The organism is Comamonas sp. A23 (genome assembly GCF_004522605.1).
Taxonomy (GTDB): Bacteria; Pseudomonadota; Gammaproteobacteria; order Burkholderiales; family Burkholderiaceae_C; genus Comamonas; species Comamonas thiooxydans.
The window spans coordinates 134,879-154,059 of record NZ_RSDT01000005.1; the positions used below are offsets into that span (position 1 = coordinate 134,879).

Below are 19,181 nucleotides of genomic sequence, written 5' to 3' on the forward strand. Positions count from 1 at the left end.
AAAAGCTGGCCGGAGCCAGCTTGAGAAATGCAGGGGTCTGTCGCTTAGAGGTTGGAGTTGGCCAGTGCCACTTGCTGAGCGTGAGAGACCTTGGTGGCTTCGTCGGACTTGGCCGTCATCAGCGGGCTGGCCTGCAGGCCCACGCCCTGGCGCAGGCGCTGGTGTTCGGCAAGCACCTTGGCAGCATAGCCGCCGTCCGAAGGAAGATTGGCTGCACCCACGTAGTAGCGCAGGCCACCCTCGATGGAGCCGGCGCGGGCAATGCATTCCTTGAGCACCTTGACGCCGACCTTGAGATTGGTCACGGGGTCGAAGGCCGCGTGCTGGCCGCCAAAGCTTTCGTACTTGTCGGTGTGCACGGAAGTCATCACCTGCATCAGGCCCTGGGCACCGACCGAACTTTGGGCAAACGGGTTGAAGCTCGATTCAATGGCCATGATGGCCAGAATCAGCGTCGGATCCAGCTTGTTGGCTTTGCCCTGGACATAGGCTTCGCTGACCAGGGCTGCAATCGGCTCGGGCGCCACCCGGTATTTTTTGCTGAGCCAGTAGGCCACAGCCGCCTGCTCCTTGGGCAGGTTTTTGGGGTTGACGGCCGTGGCGCGGTCGCTGGCGACGACGATGTTGGCGGAAGCAGGGGCTTCCTCCACTTCGGCGGCAGCCACCACGGTGCTGGCGGGCAGGCGTGTGTCGAGCCACTCGCGCAGCTCGGTTGCACCGGCCAGACGCAGGTCCGGACGAGAGATCAGAATCAGGGCCGAAATGGCCACGGCCAAGCCCAGCAGGGCGAAACCGTTGTGAGTAAGAGCAAGAAAACCGTGGGCCGTCTTATGGCCCAACGTTCGCGCAGAGGCGATTAATTTTCCTGACGCTGGCATAGCTTGTCCTTTCTTGGCTATCGCCCGAGGTCGCACCGGATCAATCTCGCAGTGCAACCAGGACAACTGGCCGATGAGGTTTGCTGCGGGCCGATTAAAAGCGCCCCTTGGGGCGCCGATCGGTCTGCTCAGTCGTGAGGCAGCGGAAACAAAAAACGCTCATTTCGAGCGCTGGCGGATTCTAGAAGCGCTCTAAATATTCAGTCAACACTAACAAAAATACTTTTTAGATTTTAAAATTATATAAAAACTGTATGAATGTACAGCTTGCTCAAAAAATTACAGCAAAAAATCACGGATTCAAGAGGTGTATACGCTCACATCGTTTTATTTGTCATCAAGGCGAAATAAAGTGCAAAAAGCCTGGTAGCCCTACGCGAGCACAGATATAGTGAATCTGCCTGCACGTTGCAGGTGCTTGCCAAAGGAAAGGAAAAGCAAACTCCGCCGAGGCCTTTGATTCCATGGGTTGTTGGCACTTGCTCTTTATCTTCGCTTGAGGCACAAAAGGGAGCAATCGTTGCTTCCAGCGGCAAGGACCACACCCTCCTTGATCCGCGAAAAACGGCCCGGTCTGGTACCGGCCGTAAAGCCCGGAAGTCGGTTTCGCCACTTCCGGGCTTTGTCATTTCCAGCGTTGTCTTTTTCCTGTAGCGCATTGTTTGCATTTTTCGCGCGCATCTGCCTCTGGTCGGCATTCCTATGGCGCAAACTTCTCCCTGGAAACGCCTCTTGCCTCTATCTATATATAGAGCGCAATCTAGATACACCAGGGTGCGTCAAGGTACAGTGGTGTTCCGGGCGCGCGGCGGGTCCCGCCCCTGAGAGTCTTGGAAGGCTTTCAATCTCTGCATCAATAACAATTGCCCATGTCCTTGCTCACATCGAATCGCTGGCTTCGTCGGCTGATCTGGTCTGTTCTTGCTCTTTTGCTGTTATGGCTGTTGCTGTGGGCGGTAGTGCCCTGGGTGGCCAAAAGCCAGCTGGAAAAACGGGCTGCCGAGAAGCTGGGGCGCGGCGTCCATGTGGGCAAGATCGAGTTTGCGCCCTGGGCCATGTCCATCACCTTGCACGAACTGGTGATCGATAAGGCTATAAAAAAAGTAGCTGAAACTGCGCATCCAGAGGGCTCGGCGGCTCAGAAAGATCTGAAGTCTGCCGCCGAGCCACAGCTGCAGATCAAGCGCATCTTCATCAATGCCAGCGCGCAGTCCTTGTTCAGGCTCGCTCCTGTGCTGGATGCGATCGAGGTCGATGCGCCGGTGGTGCGACTGACCCAGCATTCACTGGGCAAGCTCGATATCGACGATGTGATTGCCAGGCTCTCCGAGCCTGAGGACGAAGAGCCGTCCAAGCCCCTGAACTTTGCGCTCTACAACATTGCATTGCGCGACGGCCGTATCGAGCTCAATGACGAGTTTGTACAGCGCAAGCACGAGCTCAAGGACTTGCAACTGAGCATTCCTTTCATCAGCAATCTGGCCTCCAAGCGCGAGATCAAGGTGCTGCCGCATCTGGCTTTCGATCTCAACGGCAGCAAGTTCGACACATCGGGCGAGAGCACGCCGTTCACCGACACCCGCCAGACGGCGATGCAACTCAAATGGGAGCACATCGATCTGGCCCCTTATCTGGGCTATGTGCCTGCCAGCGTTCCCGTGCAGCCTCTGTCTGGCGTGCTGGACACGGATCTGCAGATCAGCTTCGAGCAAAAAGATCAGCCTGTGGTCAGCATCAGCGGCAAGCTGGCCTTGGGCAATGTCGCGGTGCAGGACCGCCAGAGCGCGCCGCTGCTGAACTTTGATGCGCTGGAGGTGCAGCTCAAGAATGTTCAGCCTCTGCAGAACCAGATTGCGCTCGAATCGGTGCGCTGGGTCAAGCCCGAGGTTCATGCCAGCCGCAATGCGCAGGGCGTGATCAACTGGTTGGGGTTGAACGCGCCGACCGGTGCCCCCGCAGCGCCGCTCGAGAAGGCCGTGCCTGAGCCCGCCTCCGCCGAGGCCAGCACTCCGGCCCAGGCAGATGCGAAGGCCGAAAAGCCTGGCAAGCCCCTGGTCGTCGGCGTGCAGCAGTTCGATATTGAAGGCGGCATCGTGCATTGGCAGGATGCCGCAACAGGCGCGGCGCCTGCGGCGCTGACCCTGGCTCCTTTGGTGCTGCAGGCCAAGAATCTGGCCTGGCCCATGAATGCGCCTTTGCAACTGACGGCCACTGCAGGTTTGCAAGCGGCTGAGCAGGCCCGGGTGGAGGGGGCAGCCAGGCTGGCTGTGGATGGAGAAGCCACGGACAAGGCGGGCAATCTCAATCTCAAGCTCGAGCAGATGCCGCTGCAATGGGTGCAGCCCTATATGCAAGCGCATTTCAAGCCGCAGCTCAGCGCCATGCTCAATACCGATGCCCGGATTTCCTGGGGTGAGGGCGGAGTCGTGGCAGAGGTGGCCGAGCTGACTGCCGACAAGCTGCAGCTGCAGGACAAGCAGGCCCCTGTCAATATCGAACAGATCAAGGTCAGCGGCGTTCAGGTCGATCTTGCTGCCCGGCAGGTGCAGGTGGAGGCCATTGCCGTGCAGAAGCCGCAGCTCGCGGCTCTGCGTGACGCACAAGGGCATTGGATGTACGAGCGTTGGTTGCCCGTGGCAGCGCCTGCAGCCAAGCCGGCAACGCAGGGCAGCAAGGCGGAGCCGGGCAAGCCCTGGTCGGTCAAGCTGGCAGCGATTGCCGTGGATGGCGGTGCGCTGCAGTTTCGCGATGCAGCACCTGTGCAAGGCGGGAAAGCACGGCCCGTGCAGCTGGATGTGAGCGCCTTGCGCATACGCCTGGGTGCTTTCGAGCCTCTGGCGGCCAAGGCAGCGCCGACTCCGCTGGAGGTCTCGGCTCAGCTAGCTGCCAGTCGCCGTGTGCAGGCTGGTCATATTCAGTTCAAGGGGCAGCTGGGTCTGACCCCTGTTTCGGCTCAGGGACAGTTGCAGGCCCGTGCCGTGCCCTTGCATGCGCTGGAGCCGTATTTCGGTCACAAGCTCAATGTGGATCTGGTGCGTGCCGACGGCAACTTCCGAGGCAAGCTTAACTATCTGGCCCATGCCAAGGGGCCGCAGCTGTCTGTGTCGGGTGATGTGGAGCTCAACGACCTGCGCGTGCGCTCCACGCTTGCGGCTCCTGTGCAGGAGGAAGTGGGCAAGCCCAGTACTGCCAAGGGTGCGCTGACAGCGGTGCTCAATGACTCCACGGCAGACCGTGCCAAGGCACTGGCTGCGCGCACAGGCCTGGGTCTTGGCGATGATTTGCTGGCCTGGAAAACACTGGTGGTGCGCGGCCTGGACCTGAATATGCAACCGGCTCAGCCGCTGCGGGTGAGCGTGCGCGAAACCGCGCTGAGCGACTTTTTTGCGCGCGTCATCGTGCAGCGCAACGGCCGCATCAATCTGCAGGACATCGTGAAGACCGAAAGGTCCGAGCAGTCCGTCGCACAGAACGAAGAGGCGAACGCCCAGGCGGCTGCTGGCGAGAAGCCCGAGCTCAGCAGACCCGTGGCTGAGCCCGCAAAGCCCGAAGATGTCGGCCCCGCGCCCATCATCAAGGTCGGGCCCATTGTGCTGACGGGCGGCAAGGTGCAGTTTTCTGACTATTTCATTCAGCCCAACTACTCGGCCGATCTGAGTGAGCTGAACGGCCGTCTGAGCGCCTTCTCTTCGCAGGCTCCTGCAGGCCAGGTCGAGCCGCAAATGGCCGATCTTGAAATCAAGGGCAAGGCCCAGGGTACGGCGAAGCTCGATATCAGCGGCAAGGTCAACCCGCTGGCCAAGCCTCTGGCACTGGATGTGCGTGCCCAGATGAATGACCTGGAGCTGTCGCCGCTGTCGCCATATTCCATCAAGTACGCGGGCTATGGCATAGAGCGCGGCAAGCTCTATATGGATGTGAACTACAAGGTGCAGCCTGATGGGCAGCTCACGGCATCGAACAAGCTGGTGCTGCGCCAATTGACCTTTGGCGACAAGGTGGAGGGCGCACCCGCATCGCTGCCTGTCAAGCTGGCGGTGGCCCTGCTGTCCGACCGCAACGGCGTGATCGATCTCGATGTGCCTCTGAGCGGCTCGCTCAACGACCCGCAGTTCCGTCTGGCGCCCATCATCTTCAAGGTGATCGGCAACATCATCATGAAGGCCGTGACCGCGCCGTTTGCGCTGTTGTCGGGAGCGTTCTCGGGTGGCGACGAGTCGGGCGCAGTCAACTTTGCGCCGGGCAGCGCCAAGCTCGACGGCAAGGCCAGGGAGCAACTGACCAAGATCGTCAAGGCACTCAACGACCGCCCCGCACTCAAGATGACGGTGGTGGGGGAGTCGCGTGAGGCCGAAGACAAGGAGGCCTGGAAGACTGAAGAGCTGGATCGTCTGCTGCTGGCCCAAAAGCGCCGCAACGTGATTCGCGAAGGCAAGAGTGGCGACGAGGTGATGGAGTTCAGCGATGCCGAGCGTCCGGCTCTGCTCAAGGCCGTTTACGGTCGTGCCGACATCAAAAAGCCCCGCAACATGGTCGGAATGGCCAAGGATCTGCCTGCAGACCAGATGACGGCGCTGCTGGTGGCCAGCATCAAGGTACCTGACGATGCCATGCGCGAGCTGGCGCTGGCGCGCGGTGTGGCTGTGAGGGACTATTTGGCCACGCAACAGCTGCCGCTGGAACGCCTGTTCCTGGGCGCTCCCAAGCTGGATGTGCAGGACAAGGACTGGACGCCACGTGCCCAGTTGAGCCTGTCTGCGCAGTGATGAAAGTGCTGCGAAACACCTTGCGATTTCGCATTTTTTGGCTTGCCTTTAAATAAAGGCGAAAATACCGGTTTGCCCAGGTGCTCATGTGCCTGGGCTTGCGCTTGGAAAGTCTGCCCTCATGTGGGCTGGCACTGGCCAGTTGCAGCGTTGACTGCGCTGGCTGCCAAGCATTTTCTGACCCTTACATGACATCTATTTCTCCTAGCAGCACCATGTCTGATGCATCTGAAGTGAACCCGGCCTCTGCCAAGAATACTGAGCAACATCCGCTGGATGCATTGACGGGTGGTGCTTTCTCCGCCGAGACGTCGGGTGATCGCGCCGCGCGCATTCGCGACTGGTTGGCGACTCAGCCCACGGTCGAGCAACTCCAGGACGTTCACAAGGAACTGAGCAAGGGCGACAAGAGTGCTGCCCGTGCCGTGCGCGAACGCCTTGACGAGATCCGTCGCACCGCGAATCAGGAAAAAATCTCCGTGGAATGGGCCGAGAAGGCTCAGGCACTGCTGGCAGCAGAGCCCTTCGATGCGGCGGCTGCGGCTGCCTGGCAGCGTGATGCCGCCAAGGCCGGTGCCGCGCTGTCGCGCGAGCCTCTGTCGCAGTTCAAGGCCCGATTGGGCGAGCGCGTGAAGGCGGTGGAGGACCTGCAGCATCGCACCCAGGTGCAGCGCGAAGTGGCGCTGCTGCTGGCGCAGCGCATCGAAGTGCTGTCCACCAAGTCCTGGAAGGATGCCAAGGCGGTGCTGGAAGCCCTGGGAGTCGATGTTGCGCGTTGGCAGGAGCAGGCCAAGGAGCTGACCGGTGACGCCAGCTGGGGCAGCGTGGACGGCCGTTTCCCGCCTCAGCTGGAAGCAGCCTCTGCACAACTGGCGCTGGTTTGGGATGCTTTCCAGTCTGCACTGGCACAGACCGAGGCTGCTGCCGCCGACGAGGCAGCGCCGTTGCCCACGGTCCCCGTCTGGGCCGACGAAATCCGCGTGGCCCGTGGTCTGCCTCCCGAAGCCGCTGCTGTGGAAGTGGCCAAGCCCGCCGCACCGCGCGCAGCCGCCGCTGGCCGTGGCAAGCCCACGCCCGAGCAGGTGGAAGCAGCCAAGGCTGGCCTGGGGCAGGCTCTGCAGGCGCTGAAGGCAGAAACTGCAGCTGGCAACAGCCAGGCCGGCTCTGAGGCCGTGCAAGCCATGCGCGCAGCCATCAAGGCCCATGGACGCTTTGTGGACGAAGCGCTGGTGGGCGAAGTGCATGAAGCCCTGTTGGCCGCCGGTGAGGCCGAGGGTTGGCAGCGTCAACTGGCCGAGAAACTGCGCGAAGACCTGGTGGCCAAGGCCGAAGCCTTGCTCAACCGTCCCGAAGGCCAGGCACTGGGTGGTCGCAAGATCCAGGAAACCCTGCGCAGCCTGCGCGAACAATGGAAGCAGGCCGACCAAGGTGCCATGGCCAATCATGCGCTGTGGAAGAAGTTTGACGAGGCCTGCAACGCAGCCTACAAGGTGGTCGAGTCCTGGCACGACAAGATTCGTCAGGACAGCACGCAGGCCAAGGCCCAGCGTCTGGCGCTGATCGAAGAAATCAAGGCCTGGGCTGCAAGCAATGCGGCCAGCCAGGACTGGAAGAACATGTTGCGCGCGCTGCGCCAGTTCGGCGAGCGCTGGCGTGAAAGCGGCCATATCGGCGAAAAGCTGTTTGCCGAATTGCAGCCCCTGTTCAAGCAGGCCATGGCTGCTGCCGAAGCGCCCCTGCAGGCTGCACAAAAGGCCAGCCTGGAGCGTCGCCATGCCATGATCGACGAAGCCACGGCCCTGGGGGCAGCCCCCAGCCTGCGCATCGACGCCGTGAAGGCGCTGCAGCAGCGCTGGCAGGCCGAAGCCCAGGTGGTGCCGCTGGATCGCAAGCACGAGCAAAAGCTCTGGGATGCATTCCGCAAGCCGCTGGACGATGCCTTCAATCGCAAGAGCGTGGAGCGTGGTGGTCGCAGCCAGGTGGCGGTTGAGTTGTCCGAGCATGATCGCCGCGTGCTGGATGCGTCCAAGGCGGTCGAGGCGGCCAATGCCAGCGGCGATGCGCAAAAGATCCATGCAGCGCTGGCCGAGCTCGAAGCAGCCATCAAGGCTCAGCCCGCCAAGGCTGATGAAAACCAGCCCCAGGGCCAGACAGAGCAAGCGTCTGAAGCTGTTGAGGCGCAAGCGAGCGAAGCCGCTGCAGTGGCCAAGCCGGCACGCCCCGTGGTGGCCGTGCGTGGCGATGACCGCCCTGGAATGAGGAAGGAAGCGGCAACTGCTGCAGGTGGTCGTCCTGGCGATCGCAAGGATGGCGGCCGTGGCCGCGATGCAGCGCGTGGCGAGCGCGGTGGTCGTGATGGTCGCGACAGCCGCGATGCCGGCCGTGGCCGTCGCGAGTTCACGCGCGAGGAGCGCGGACCGCGTCTGGCCGATCCAGCCTTCCGTGCCCAGCGTGATGCCGTGGAGCATGCCCAGGAGGCTCTGCGCAAGCTGGCAGCCCAGGCGCACGGCGAGGCGCTGACTCAACTACTCGGTGCCTGGCAGGCTCGTGATGCTGCGCAGCTGCCATCGGCTCAGCAACTGGGCAGCAAGGTGACGGCGCCTGTGCGCTCTTCCTGGTCCGGTGCTGTGGCTGCTGCGCCCAAGGGCAATGCTGCAGAGGCCCTGCTGCGCCTGGAAATGGCTGCCGATGTGCACACTCCTGCCGATCAACTGGCGGCACGCCGTGCGTTGCAGCTGCAGATGCTGACCCGCCGCAACGATCCTTCGCCCCAGCAGACCTGGGGTCAGGACGTGGCCACTGTGCTGGGCAGTGCCAGCGATGAGGCATCTGCCCGTCGCCTGCAGACCGCACTCAAGCAATTGCTGCGCAAGTAAGCGACATATCGCCCCGATGGGAGGCGTTGCTCAAGAAAAAGGGAGCCGTTGGGCTCCCTTTTTTCGTATGTGCTGCGTACTGTCAGAGGGAGTCGGGGGCGCCAACGAAAAAGCCGCTGCATTTGCATGCAACGGCTTGTCGTGTTTGGTGCCCAGGAGAGGACTCGAACCTCCACGGAGTTACCCGCTAGTACCTGAAACTAGTGCGTCTACCAATTCCGCCACCTGGGCATTTCAGAGTGAATGAATTATATAGCGGCTTGAGTACTGCTCATGTTGGTTTGCGCGGATTTTTCAGAAAACTTTGCGCGGCGGCTGAAGGGCGGTAAAACGAAAAAGCCGCTGCATTTGCATGCAACGGCTTGTCGTGTTTGGTGCCCAGGAGAGGACTCGAACCTCCACGGAGTTACCCGCTAGTACCTGAAACTAGTGCGTCTACCAATTCCGCCACCTGGGCTTTCAGGGAATCTTCGTATTGTAATGCATTTTTTCTGCATTCAATCCGAATCTTCAAATTTTCTAAGATGCCGTCTGGCTTGCGAACATTCCCTTGAGGAATGTTTCCCAAGTTTGTTTCAACCCTTGCAGGTTGTCGTTAAACTTGGTGCCCAGGAGAGGACTCGAACCTCCACGGAGTTACCCGCTAGTACCTGAAACTAGTGCGTCTACCAATTCCGCCACCTGGGCATCTCAGGAAAGACATAGATTGTATATCAAGAAAATGAACCCTCGCGCAAAAGTTGCCGATATGAACGAAGAAATTTTGGGCACTGTGCAGGGCCACCGCGACGGACACGGCTTTGTCGTCCGTGACGATGGTGAGCGTGACATCTACCTTCCCCCCAATGAAATGCGAGCGGTGCTGCACAAGGACAAGGTCCAGGTGCGTATCGCCCGTCATGACCATCGCGGTCGCCCCGAAGGCCGTGTGGTGGAAATCGTGGAGCGTCCAGACCAGCCCATCATTGGTCGCTTTCTGCAAGAAAGCGGTGTGTGGCTTGTGGCCCCTGAAGACAAGCGCTACGGCCAGGATGTTCTGATTCCTTCCAACGCCACAGGTGCGGCCAAGCCGGGGCAGGTGGTGGTGGTCGAATTGACCGAGGCGCCGGCGCTGTTCGGCCAGCCTGTGGGCCGCATCACCGAAGTGCTGGGTGAGGTGGATGACCCAGGCATGGAAATCGAGATTGCGGTGCGCAAGTATGGCGTGCCGCATATCTTTTCCGACGCCTGTCTCGAGCAAGCCAAGGCGCTGCCCGAAAAAGTCCGACCCGCAGACTACAAGCACCGCATTGATCTGACCGATATTCCTCTGGTCACCATTGACGGCGAAGATGCGCGCGACTTTGACGATGCCGTGTATTGCGAGCCCGCCAAGGTGGGGCGCAGCAAGGGCTGGCGCCTGCTTGTTGCGATTGCCGACGTGAGTCACTATGTGACCACAGGCAGCGCCATTGATGTGGATGCTTACGACCGCGCCACCAGCGTGTACTTCCCGCGCCGAGTGATTCCCATGCTGCCGGAAAAGCTCAGCAACGGGCTGTGCTCCTTGAACCCCGACGTCGATCGGCTGTGCATGGTCTGCGACATGCTGATCACGGCGCAAGGTGAGATTCACGCCTATCAGTTCTACCCAGCGGTAATGCATAGCCATGCGCGCTTCACCTATACCGAGGTGGCTGCAATCCTGGCCAATACGCGCGGCCCAGAAGCAGCCAAGCGCAAGGAGCGCGTGCAGGATTTGCTGAATCTGTATGGCGTCTTCCAGTCCCTGCTCAAGGCTCGTGAGGCGCGCGGTGCCGTGGACTTTGAGACGACCGAGACGCAAATCGTCTGCGACGACAACGGACGCATCGAAAAAATCGTGCCGCGCACTCGCAATGATGCGCACAAGTTGATTGAAGAAGCCATGCTGGCGGCGAATGTCTGCAGCGCAGATTTCATCGACCAAAGCGGGCAGCTTGGCCTGTTCCGCGTGCACGACAAGCCTTCGCTGGAAAAGCAGGAAATTCTGCGCAATTACCTCAAGGCCATGGGTGTGAGCATGAGCATCAGCGAAAACCCTTCGACCAAGGAGTTTCAGCAGATTGCCAATGCCACCAAGGACCGTCCTGACTCGCAGCAGATTCACACCATGCTGTTGCGCTCCATGATGCAGGCTTTCTATACGCCGGAAGGCTCGGGGCACTTCGGTCTGGCCTTTGAGGCCTATACCCACTTCACCAGCCCGATTCGTCGTTATCCAGACTTGCTGGTGCACCGCGTGATCAAGGCTGAGCTGAACGGCACACACTACAAGCTGCCCAGCCTGCCCACGCCGGGTGAAGCCGAAGCCAAGATGGCCAAGCGCCTCTCTTCGCGTGTGGTCGAGCCGGGGCAAAAGCCGCGCAAGCGCTCGGCGGCCAAGGAATTCCAGGCCTGGGAGGCTGCCGGCCTGCACTGCAGTGCCAACGAGCGCCGTGCCGACGAGGCCAGCCGCGATGTGGAGGCCTGGCTCAAATGCAAATACATGCGCGAGCATCTGGGTGAGGAGTTCGCGGGCACGGTTTCCTCGGTCACGACCTTCGGAGTCTTTGTGACGCTGGATGCCATGTATGTGGAAGGGCTGGTGCATATCACCGAGCTGGGCGGCGACTACTTCCGCTTCGACGAAGCCCGGCAGGAGCTGCGTGGCGAGCGCTCGGGTGTTCGCTATGGCATCGGCGCACGAGTGCGGGTGCAGGTCAGTCGCGTGGATCTGGACGGACGTCGCATCGACTTCCGCCTGGTTCGCGATGGCGAGGACGGCTTGGTACAAACACCACGCAGCGGTCGTGGCCAAGCCAAGGATGAGGGGCGTGGCCGTCGCGAGTCGCGTGACGAGCGCAGTGCGGGCGGCTATGCCGACAAGTGGAGTCGTCGCGATGCCAAGGCCAATCGCGCGCAGCGCAATGCTGCTACGGGCCCTGCTTCTGCACCTGAGCCCGATCGCGCCAAGCAGGGGCGAAAGGCAGCCAAGAAAGCCATGCTGAAAAGCGTGAATCTGGCCGCACTGGAAGCAGAGTACGCACAAGAGCAAGCCGCGCCCAAGCCTGAGCCTGTGATGGAGTCCGTCATCGAGGTGCAACAAGCCAAGCCTCGCAAGGCGGCAGGCAGGAAAAAGGTTGCAGCTCTGCTTGCGCCTGATGCTCCGGCCGTCTCTGTTGTCAAGGCTGCGGTCAAGCCTGAATCAAGGTCGGTCGCAAAGCCCGCAACCAAGGTCTCAACGAAGTCTGTGGCGAAGTCGGCTCCCAAAGCCGTAAAGGCTGCTGCCAAGCCTGCGGCGGGTACCAAGGCTGCACCGGCAAGCAAAACCAGCAAGCGCAAGACCGAGCGCTGATTGCTCTCCTATCAAGAGCTGAAAGGCCTTGCCCGATAATGGCAAGGCCTTTGTTTTTTGCAGTTTATTGATTGCCCAGACGCAGAGCCAGTGCACTGGCTCTGAATGGGAGATCTGCTGGCCAGCAATCTGCAATGTGGCCATGGCGGAAGGCTGCCTGAGTCGCTGCCATATCGGCACTTTGACCCTGTGCCCATAGCGCCGCTATCAATCCGGCCAGCACATCGCCCGTGCCGCCCGTGGCCAGGCGGGCATTGCCGCTGGCATTGATCCAGACTTGCTGCTGTGGATTGGCAACGACCGTGCCCGAGCCCTTGAGCAGCACCGTGCACTGAAATTTGCTGGCAAGCTGCAGGCAGGATTGAAGGCGGTTGGCTTGTATTTGAGCAGTGCTGGTCTGCAGCAGGCGCGCGGCCTCCAGCGGGTGGGGGGTCAAGACCGTGGTCTGCTGGCGTGCGGCGCGCTGGCTCAGCTGCTGCGCCAGTGCCGGGCTGGCCGCAACGGCGTTGAGTGCGTCTGCATCCAGCACCAGTTGCGGAGCTTGTGCCAGTATGTGAGGCAACCAGGCCTGCACGGCCTCGCCGCCACCGCAGCCGCAGACCGCAGTGGCCAGGCTCCAGTCCTGCGCGGCAGGCCGGCGCAACATGATTTCCGGCCAGGGCGCAATGCCTTGCGGTGATTGCTCGTCCAGCAAGGCCAGCATGACGCGGCCGGCTCCTGCGTGCAGTGCCGCCAGTGCCGCCAGCCAGGCAGCGCCCGTCATCGACAAGCCGCGCATGCCCAGGCCTTCGCCACCGAGCACGGCCACATCGCCAAAGCTGCCTTTGTGACTGGCGTGCGGGCGTGCTCTTGAGGAGGCAAGGCCTGGGTTGCTCAGATGTGCCGTGGGCTGTGCTACAGCGGCTAGGGTGGGCGAGCTCGGTACGTCGGGAGCACTGGCAATGCCGCAGCCCAGGTCGTCCCACCAGATTTGTCCGCAGGCATCGCGGCCCTGACCGGTGAACAGGCCGGGCTGCAAGGTCAGCAAGGCAAGCGTGTGGCGTCGTTGGTCGGTGGCGATATGGCCAGGCACGAACTCCCTCGGATATTGACCGGTATCGGCATCGAGGCCTGATGCAACGTCTACACAGAGTACGTTGCAGGTGCAGTGCTGAACCTGGGCCAGCAACTGCAGCAGGCGCTGATCGGCAGCCGAGGTCTTGCTGGAAGTGCGCGAGCTCAGTCCTATGCCCAGCAGTGCATCGACGCACAGGTCTTGTGGTTCCAGATCGGGGGGGGCGTCATCGAGCCACTGCACGCCAGCCTGCAAGGCCTTGTCCCGGGAAGTCTGCGCGTTGGACGGAAGTTCGGCAGGTGCGCGCACTTCGCTGACCATGATTCGCGCATGGGGCAGCATGGCCCTGAGCTGAGCTGCCGCCTCAAAGCCGTCGCCGCCGTTGTTGCCCGGGCCGCAGGCAATCCAGATGCGTTGCGCGTGCGGGGCTATTGCCGTTGTCAGCCTGGCGATGGCAAGGCCTGCGCGTTCCATCAGCCTGTGAGGCGGCAGGCGCTCGGCGCAAGCCTTCTCAATCTGACGCGTGGCGGCAGTGCTGAACAGCGGCCAGCCTTGACCAGCGGAAATGGAGGCGGGCGGGGTGTCGGAGGGAGAAATGCGCAGCATGGTCCGAGGATAGCCTCCGGCTGCGCATTTGTGGGTTTTGATGATTTTTGCCTTGTGGTCCAGTAACCATAAGCGGTTATAGCTACAAAAATGGAAGTCAGTCGCGATTGAGTATGGCTTCGATGCCCGCGCTGATATTCAGGATGGCATCGTCGTGCAGGGCGGCATGCCAGATCATCAGGCCCATGGGGAGCTCGTTCGGGTTGTGGCACGGCAGTGACAGGGCGCAGCCGTCCAGCATATTGACCACGCTGGTATTGCGCAGCAGCAGGCCGTTGACGCGGAAAAATTCTTCGTCACGCCTGAGGTCGGCTGCAGCATCGAAGCCGTTGGCCGGAGCGACGGATGCAATCGTGGGTGCCGTGATCGGCGTGGTGGGCGAGAGCAGGGCGTCATAGCCAGCAATGGCGCTCTCCATCTTGGCAATCCAGCGCTTGCGCGCGGCCAGCAGATCCAGATAGTCGGCAGCGCTCATGCTCGCGCCGCGCTCTATGCGCGAGCGCACCCGGGGATCGTAGAGCGCGGCTTTGGCGGGATCCTGCAGATGGCGCCGGTGCCAGGCATAGCTTTCGGTGGGCGAGAAGCCGCCGATGGTGTTGACGCCGTCCAGCTCCTCCAGCTCGGGCAGGTCAATCCACTCGATCTGCGCGCCGCCGGCCTGCAGCTTGGCGATGCTGCGTTCGAAGGCGTTGCGAACGGCGGGCTCGATCTGATCGAAGAAGAGGGGGCGCGGCACTGCCAGGCGCCACTGGCTCAGGCTGCGTTCATCCCTGGCGACTTTGCGCCCGGCCAGAATCTCGTGCAGCAGCACGGCATCGCGCACGCTGCGGGTGATGGCGCAGGCGGTATCCAGTGTGGGTGATAGAGGCACTGTTCCTTCGGTGGGTACCAGTCTGGCCGTGCTTTTGAAGCCAACCAGGCCATTGAGTGCAGCGGGAATGCGGATGGAGCCGCCGGTGTCCGAGCCCAGTGCCGCCCAGGCGGCGCCGCTGGCGACGGAAACAGCAGCGCCTGACGAGGATCCGCCGGGAATACGCGCCGGCCACGTGGGCGCCAGCTGAGGGTTGGCGGGGTGGCGCGCGTCCAGCGCGGCGGGGGTGCCGAAATGCGGGTTCACGCCAACGCCGGAAAAAGCGAACTCGACCATATGGGTGCGGCCGATGATGGCCGCGCCTGCCGCGCGCAGGCGGGCAACGGCCGTGGCGTCTGTGCGGGCGAGGGGCGCATCCTGCAGCACCAGGGAGCTGGCGGCACTGCGCGCGCCTTGCGTGTCGAACAGGTCCTTGACCGAGATGGCCAAGCCGGCCAGGGGGGTAGTGGATGGCGTTTCTGCAGCAGCCCAGCGTGCCTCGTCAAAAAAAGTCTGGCTGAAAACGTTGGCGCACAAGGGGCTTTGCGCGGCAGCAATGCTCATTTGCATGAGGTTTGCAGCGCTTTGGCGGCCTTCGCGGATCTCAAGAGCGACGTGACTGAGGTCGAGTTGCATGGCAGTGTGCTAAAATTTTGCGGCTTTGCTAAGGGTTAGTCCGTGAGGATTGACTTGAAAAGCTCTGAAAGTGGTTGATGCGATGGCGTTTTTGTGTGTTGCAGCAATTGCTTTTAAGTCGGCAAGGCAAATAGCAAACCGGCCTATTCAAGGTGTTGCGATCGCTTTTTTCAAGGCGGCTGCAATCGTTGGGCCGGATTTTAGACCCAACCTTTGAGGTAATTAACATGGCAGTAACAATGCGCGAGATGCTGGAAGCCGGCGTCCACTTCGGTCACCAAACTCGTTTCTGGAATCCCAAGATGGCTCCGTTCATCTTCGGTGCCCGCAACAAGATCCACATCATCAACCTGGAAAAGTCCCTGCCGATGTTCCAGGAAGCCCAGAAGTTCGCCAAGCAGCTGACTGCTAACGGCGGCACCATCCTGATGGTGGGTACAAAGCGTCAAGCCCGTGAGCTGGTGGCTGAAGAAGCCAAGCGCGCTGGCGTGCCCTTCGTTGACCAGCGCTGGCTGGGCGGCATGCTGACCAACTTCAAGACCGTCAAGACCTCCATCAAACGTCTGAAGGACATGAAGGCTCAGCAAGAAGCCGGTCTGGAATCCATGTCCAAGAAGGAACAGCTGATGTTCGTTCGCGAACTGGAAAAGCTGGAAAAGGACATCGGCGGCATTCAGGACATGAACGGTCTGCCCGACGCCATTTTCGTGATCGACGTGGGCTTCCACAAGATCGCTATCGCTGAAGCCAAGAAGCTGGGCATTCCTCTGATCGGCGTGGTTGACACCAACCACAACCCCGATGGCATCGACTACGTGATCCCTGGTAACGACGACTCCGCCAAGGCTGTGCAGCTGTACGCCCAAGGCATTGCCGACGCAATCCTGGAAGGCCGTGAAGCTCGTCTGAACGACGTGGTGAAGGCCGCTGCCGGTGAGAACGGCGACGAGTTCGTGGAAGTGGAAGAATCCGCCGCCTAAGCGAAGTCCGGCTGCGCGACCGCATCGCGAGAAAAAGCGGGGCTCTAGGTAGCCCCGTTTTTTTAGCCGGAATCCTGTAACGAATCGAACTGATACTGGAGAAATACGATGGCAATTACTGCAAGCATGGTCGCCGAACTGCGCGCCAAGACCGACGCCCCCATGATGGAATGCAAGAAGGCTCTGACCGAAGCTGATGGCGATATGGCCAAGGCTGAAGAGCTGCTGCGCGTCAAGCTGGGTACCAAGGCTGGCAAGGCCGCTTCCCGTGTGACTGCTGAAGGCGTTGTGGCTGCTTTCATCGACGGCGGCAAGGGCGGCCTGATCGAAGTGAACAGCGAAACCGACTTCGTGTCCAAGAACGACAGCTTCCTGGCCATGGCCAATGCCGCTGCCAAGCTGGTCGCCGAGCACAACCCTGCTGACCTGGACGCTCTGGGCGCTCTGGCCTACGAACAAGACGGCTACGGCCCCACTCTGGAAGACGTGCGCAAGGGTCTGATCGGCAAGATCGGCGAAAACATGTCCTTCCGTCGCTTCAAGGCTTTCAGCGGCGCTGGCCTGGCTGCCTACGTGCACGGCACCCGCATTGGCGTGGTGGTCGAGTTCGACGGCGACGCTGCTGCTGCCAAGGACGTGGCAATGCATGTGGCCGCCATGAAGCCCGTGGCTCTGACTTCCGCTGACGTGCCTGCTGACCTGATCGCCAAGGAACGCGCTGTGGCCGAAGGCAAGGCAGCCGAATCCGGCAAGCCCGCCGACATCGTCTCCAAGATGGTGGAAGGCTCCGTGCAGAAGTACCTGAAGGAAGTGTCCCTGGCCGACCAGGTCTTCGTGAAGGCTGCTGACGGCAAGCAAACCGTGGCTCAGATGCTCAAGGCTGCCAACACCAATGTGAAGGCGTTCACGATGTATGTCGTGGGTGAAGGCATTGAGAAGAAGACTGATGACTTCGCCGCTGAAGTGGCTGCCCAGGTGGCAGCAGCCAAGGCTGGTGCTTAAACCTAAGCCTTAGCAACAATCGCGGCCTAGAGCCGCGATTGATTTATTCCCCTCCCGTTTTCATACTCATTCAACTTCCATCGGAGAAACACCATGTCCAACGCCATTCCAGCCCACAAGCGCATCTTGCTCAAGCTGTCGGGGGAGGCGTTAATGGGAGATGACCAGTTCGGCATCAACCGTGCAACCATCGAGCGCATGGTGGCTGAGATCGTGGAAGTGACCAAGGTGGGTGTGCAGGTTGCCGTGGTGATCGGCGGCGGCAACATCTTCCGCGGCGTGGCAGGTGGCTCGGTCGGCATGGACCGTGCGACTGCCGACTATATGGGCATGCTGGCCACGGTGATGAATGCCCTGGCTCTGGCAGATGCCATGGACAAGCAGGGCCTGACGGCGCGCGTGATGTCGGCTATCGGTATCGAGCAGGTGGTCGAGCCCTATGTGCGTCCCAAGGCGCTGCAGTACCTGGAAGAGGGTAAGGTCGTGGTGTTCGCTGCCGGTACGGGTAATCCCTTCTTCACCACCGACACGGCCGCTGCGCTGCGTGGTGCTGAAATTGGCGCCGAAGTCGTGCTCAAGGCCACCAAGGTGGATGGCGTCTACACGGCCGACCCGGTCAAGGATCCTTCGGCCACGCGTTACGACAAGCTGGCTTTCGATGAGGCCATCTCGCGCAATCTGGGCATCATGGATGCCACCGCTTTCGCGCTGTGCCGCGATCAGAAGCTGCCGATTCGCGTGTTCTCCATCGTCAAGCCCGGCGCACTCAAGCGCGTGGTCATGGGTGAAGACGAAGGCACTCTGGTGTACGCTTGAGCGTTTTGCCGCCACATGCCCGCAAAGGAACAAGAACATGACGATCGCTGAAATCAAAAAGAACACCGAAACCAAGATGGGTCAGTCCATCGAGGCTCTGAAGAACAACCTGGCTCGCGTGCGTACCGGCCGGGCGAATCCCGCGCTGCTGGATGCCATCCATGTCGAGTACTACGGCTCCATGGTGCCTCTGTCCCAGGTGGCCAATGTGTCTTTGCTGGATTCCCGCACCATCAGCGTGCAGCCCTGGGAAAAGAACATGGCCGCCAAGGTGGAAAAGGCCATTCGCGAGAGCGATCTGGGTCTGAATCCCGCTTCCATGGGCGACCTGATCCGCGTGCCCATGCCTCCCATGAGCGAAGAGCGCCGCAAGGAAATGACCAAGCTGGCGCGCAACGAAGGCGAGAACGCCAAGATTGCCGTTCGCAACCTGCGTCGCGATGCCAATGAAGGCGTGAAGAAGCTGGTCAAGGACAAGGAAGCCTCTGAAGACGATCAGAAGCGCTCCGAAGCCGAAATCCAGAAGATCACCGACAAGCATATTGCCGAGGTCGATACGCTGGTGGCGGCCAAGGAACAGGACATCATGGCGGTCTGAGTCTTTCCAAAGGACTTGCACTTTTGACATCCAAGAAAAACGGCGCGGTTCCGCGCCATATCGCCGTCATCATGGACGGCAACGGACGGTGGGCCAAGCGCCGTCTGCTTCCACGTCTTGCCGGTCACAAGCAGGGAGTGGAGTCCCTGCGCCGCTGCGCTCGCGCCTGCGTCGAGCGTGGTGTGCAGGTGCTCACGGTGTTTGCGTTTTCCTCCGAGAACTGGAACAGACCTCAGGAAGAGGTCTCGGGGCTCATGAGCCTGCTGGCCAATGCCCTGGCCAAGGAAGTCGCTCAACTCAGCCGCGACGGCGTGCGCCTGTACTTTGTCGGCGACCGCCAGGGGCTGAGCGACAAGGTTCGGGAGGGCTTGGCAGAGGCCGAGCGCATCACCGCTCACAACACACGTCTGGTTCTCAACGTCTGCTTCAACTACGGTGGCCGCTGGGATATAGCCCAGGCTGCACAGAAGCTGGTGGCCCAGGGGCTGGAGCTGACTCCCGAGAATCTGGACAGGGCCATGGCCTTGGCTCATGTGCCGGATCCTGATCTCATGATCCGCACTGGCGGTGAAACTCGCATCAGCAATTTCCTGCTCTGGCAGGCTGCTTATACAGAGCTTTTTTTCAGCAATGCCCTGTGGCCTGATTTCGACGAGGCGGCTCTTGACGAGGCCATTGCCGTGTTTGGCGGTCGTGAGCGCCGCTTCGGCCAGACTTCCGAGCAGATTCAACCATCATCCACCGTCACCTTGACGGCTTAACCA

The 19,181-nt window shown here is 61.1% G+C and carries 11 protein-coding genes and 3 tRNA genes; 8 read left to right on the forward strand and 6 right to left on the reverse strand.

The genetic code is table 11. From position 1 onward, the window contains the following. Positions 1-44: 44 nt before the first annotated feature. The gene (locus EIC84_RS13595; RefSeq protein WP_034359288.1) at positions 45-878 is read right to left on the reverse strand and encodes a lytic transglycosylase domain-containing protein; all 834 of its coding nucleotides are present in this window, start codon (positions 876-878) and stop codon (positions 45-47) included. An 869-nt stretch (positions 879-1,747) separates the two neighbouring features. On the opposite strand from EIC84_RS13595, the gene EIC84_RS13600 reads away from it, so the two are divergent. Then, complete coding sequence (locus tag EIC84_RS13600) at positions 1,748-5,644, forward strand: DUF748 domain-containing protein (RefSeq protein ID WP_003063736.1); 3,897 nt, start codon at positions 1,748-1,750, stop codon at positions 5,642-5,644. A gap of 215 nt (positions 5,645-5,859) precedes the next feature. Beyond that, the gene (locus tag EIC84_RS13605) at positions 5,860-8,520 is read left to right on the forward strand and encodes a DUF349 domain-containing protein (RefSeq protein ID WP_003063734.1); all 2,661 of its coding nucleotides are present in this window, start codon (positions 5,860-5,862) and stop codon (positions 8,518-8,520) included. A 146-nt stretch (positions 8,521-8,666) separates the two neighbouring features. On the opposite strand, the gene EIC84_RS13610 is transcribed toward EIC84_RS13605, so the two are convergent. The 3 genes from EIC84_RS13610 to EIC84_RS13620 form a co-directional block, all read right to left on the reverse strand. Beyond that, positions 8,667-8,751: transfer RNA gene (locus EIC84_RS13610), tRNA-Leu, on the reverse strand. A gap of 141 nt (positions 8,752-8,892) precedes the next feature. Next, positions 8,893-8,977, reverse strand: a tRNA-Leu gene (locus EIC84_RS13615). Positions 8,978-9,122: 145 nt separating this feature from the next. Then, a tRNA-Leu gene (locus tag EIC84_RS13620) sits at positions 9,123-9,207 on the reverse strand. A 34-nt stretch (positions 9,208-9,241) separates the two neighbouring features. On the opposite strand from EIC84_RS13620, the gene rnr reads away from it, so the two are divergent. Then, positions 9,242-11,875 (forward strand): ribonuclease R, encoded by a 2,634-nt coding sequence (rnr, locus tag EIC84_RS13625; RefSeq protein ID WP_034362627.1) that lies wholly within the window; start codon positions 9,242-9,244, stop codon positions 11,873-11,875. A gap of 64 nt (positions 11,876-11,939) precedes the next feature. Here rnr and EIC84_RS13630 read toward each other — a convergent pair whose 3' ends face one another. Both EIC84_RS13630 and EIC84_RS13635 read right to left on the reverse strand, forming a co-directional pair. Continuing rightward, positions 11,940-13,535 carry an NAD(P)H-hydrate dehydratase gene (locus EIC84_RS13630; RefSeq protein ID WP_003067387.1) on the reverse strand — a complete coding sequence of 532 codons (1,596 nt, stop codon included), beginning with the start codon at positions 13,533-13,535 and terminating at the stop codon, positions 11,940-11,942. A gap of 97 nt (positions 13,536-13,632) precedes the next feature. Next, a complete protein-coding gene (locus EIC84_RS13635) occupies positions 13,633-15,021 on the reverse strand; it encodes an amidase (protein ID WP_003067385.1) in 1,389 nt (462 codons plus the stop codon). Between the two features lie 227 nt (positions 15,022-15,248). On the opposite strand from EIC84_RS13635, the gene rpsB reads away from it, so the two are divergent. The 5 genes from rpsB (at position 15,249) to uppS (ending at position 19,178) form a co-directional block, all read left to right on the forward strand. Then, on the forward strand, positions 15,249-16,001 hold the full coding sequence (rpsB, locus tag EIC84_RS13640) for a 30S ribosomal protein S2 (protein ID WP_003067383.1): 753 nt from the start codon (positions 15,249-15,251) through the stop codon (positions 15,999-16,001). A gap of 108 nt (positions 16,002-16,109) precedes the next feature. Beyond that, positions 16,110-17,003 carry a translation elongation factor Ts gene (gene tsf / locus EIC84_RS13645; protein ID WP_003067381.1) on the forward strand — a complete coding sequence of 298 codons (894 nt, stop codon included), beginning with the start codon at positions 16,110-16,112 and terminating at the stop codon, positions 17,001-17,003. A 93-nt stretch (positions 17,004-17,096) separates the two neighbouring features. After that, a complete protein-coding gene (pyrH, locus tag EIC84_RS13650) occupies positions 17,097-17,819 on the forward strand; it encodes a UMP kinase (RefSeq protein ID WP_003053409.1) in 723 nt (240 codons plus the stop codon). A 37-nt stretch (positions 17,820-17,856) separates the two neighbouring features. Next, positions 17,857-18,417: a ribosome recycling factor gene (gene frr, locus EIC84_RS13655; RefSeq protein ID WP_003067379.1), complete on the forward strand. Its 561-nt coding sequence runs from the start codon at positions 17,857-17,859 to the stop codon at positions 18,415-18,417. Positions 18,418-18,440: 23 nt separating this feature from the next. Then, positions 18,441-19,178, forward strand: coding sequence for a polyprenyl diphosphate synthase (gene uppS / locus EIC84_RS13660; RefSeq protein WP_003067377.1), 738 nt, complete (start codon positions 18,441-18,443; stop codon positions 19,176-19,178). The last annotated feature ends 3 nt before the right edge of the window (positions 19,179-19,181 follow it).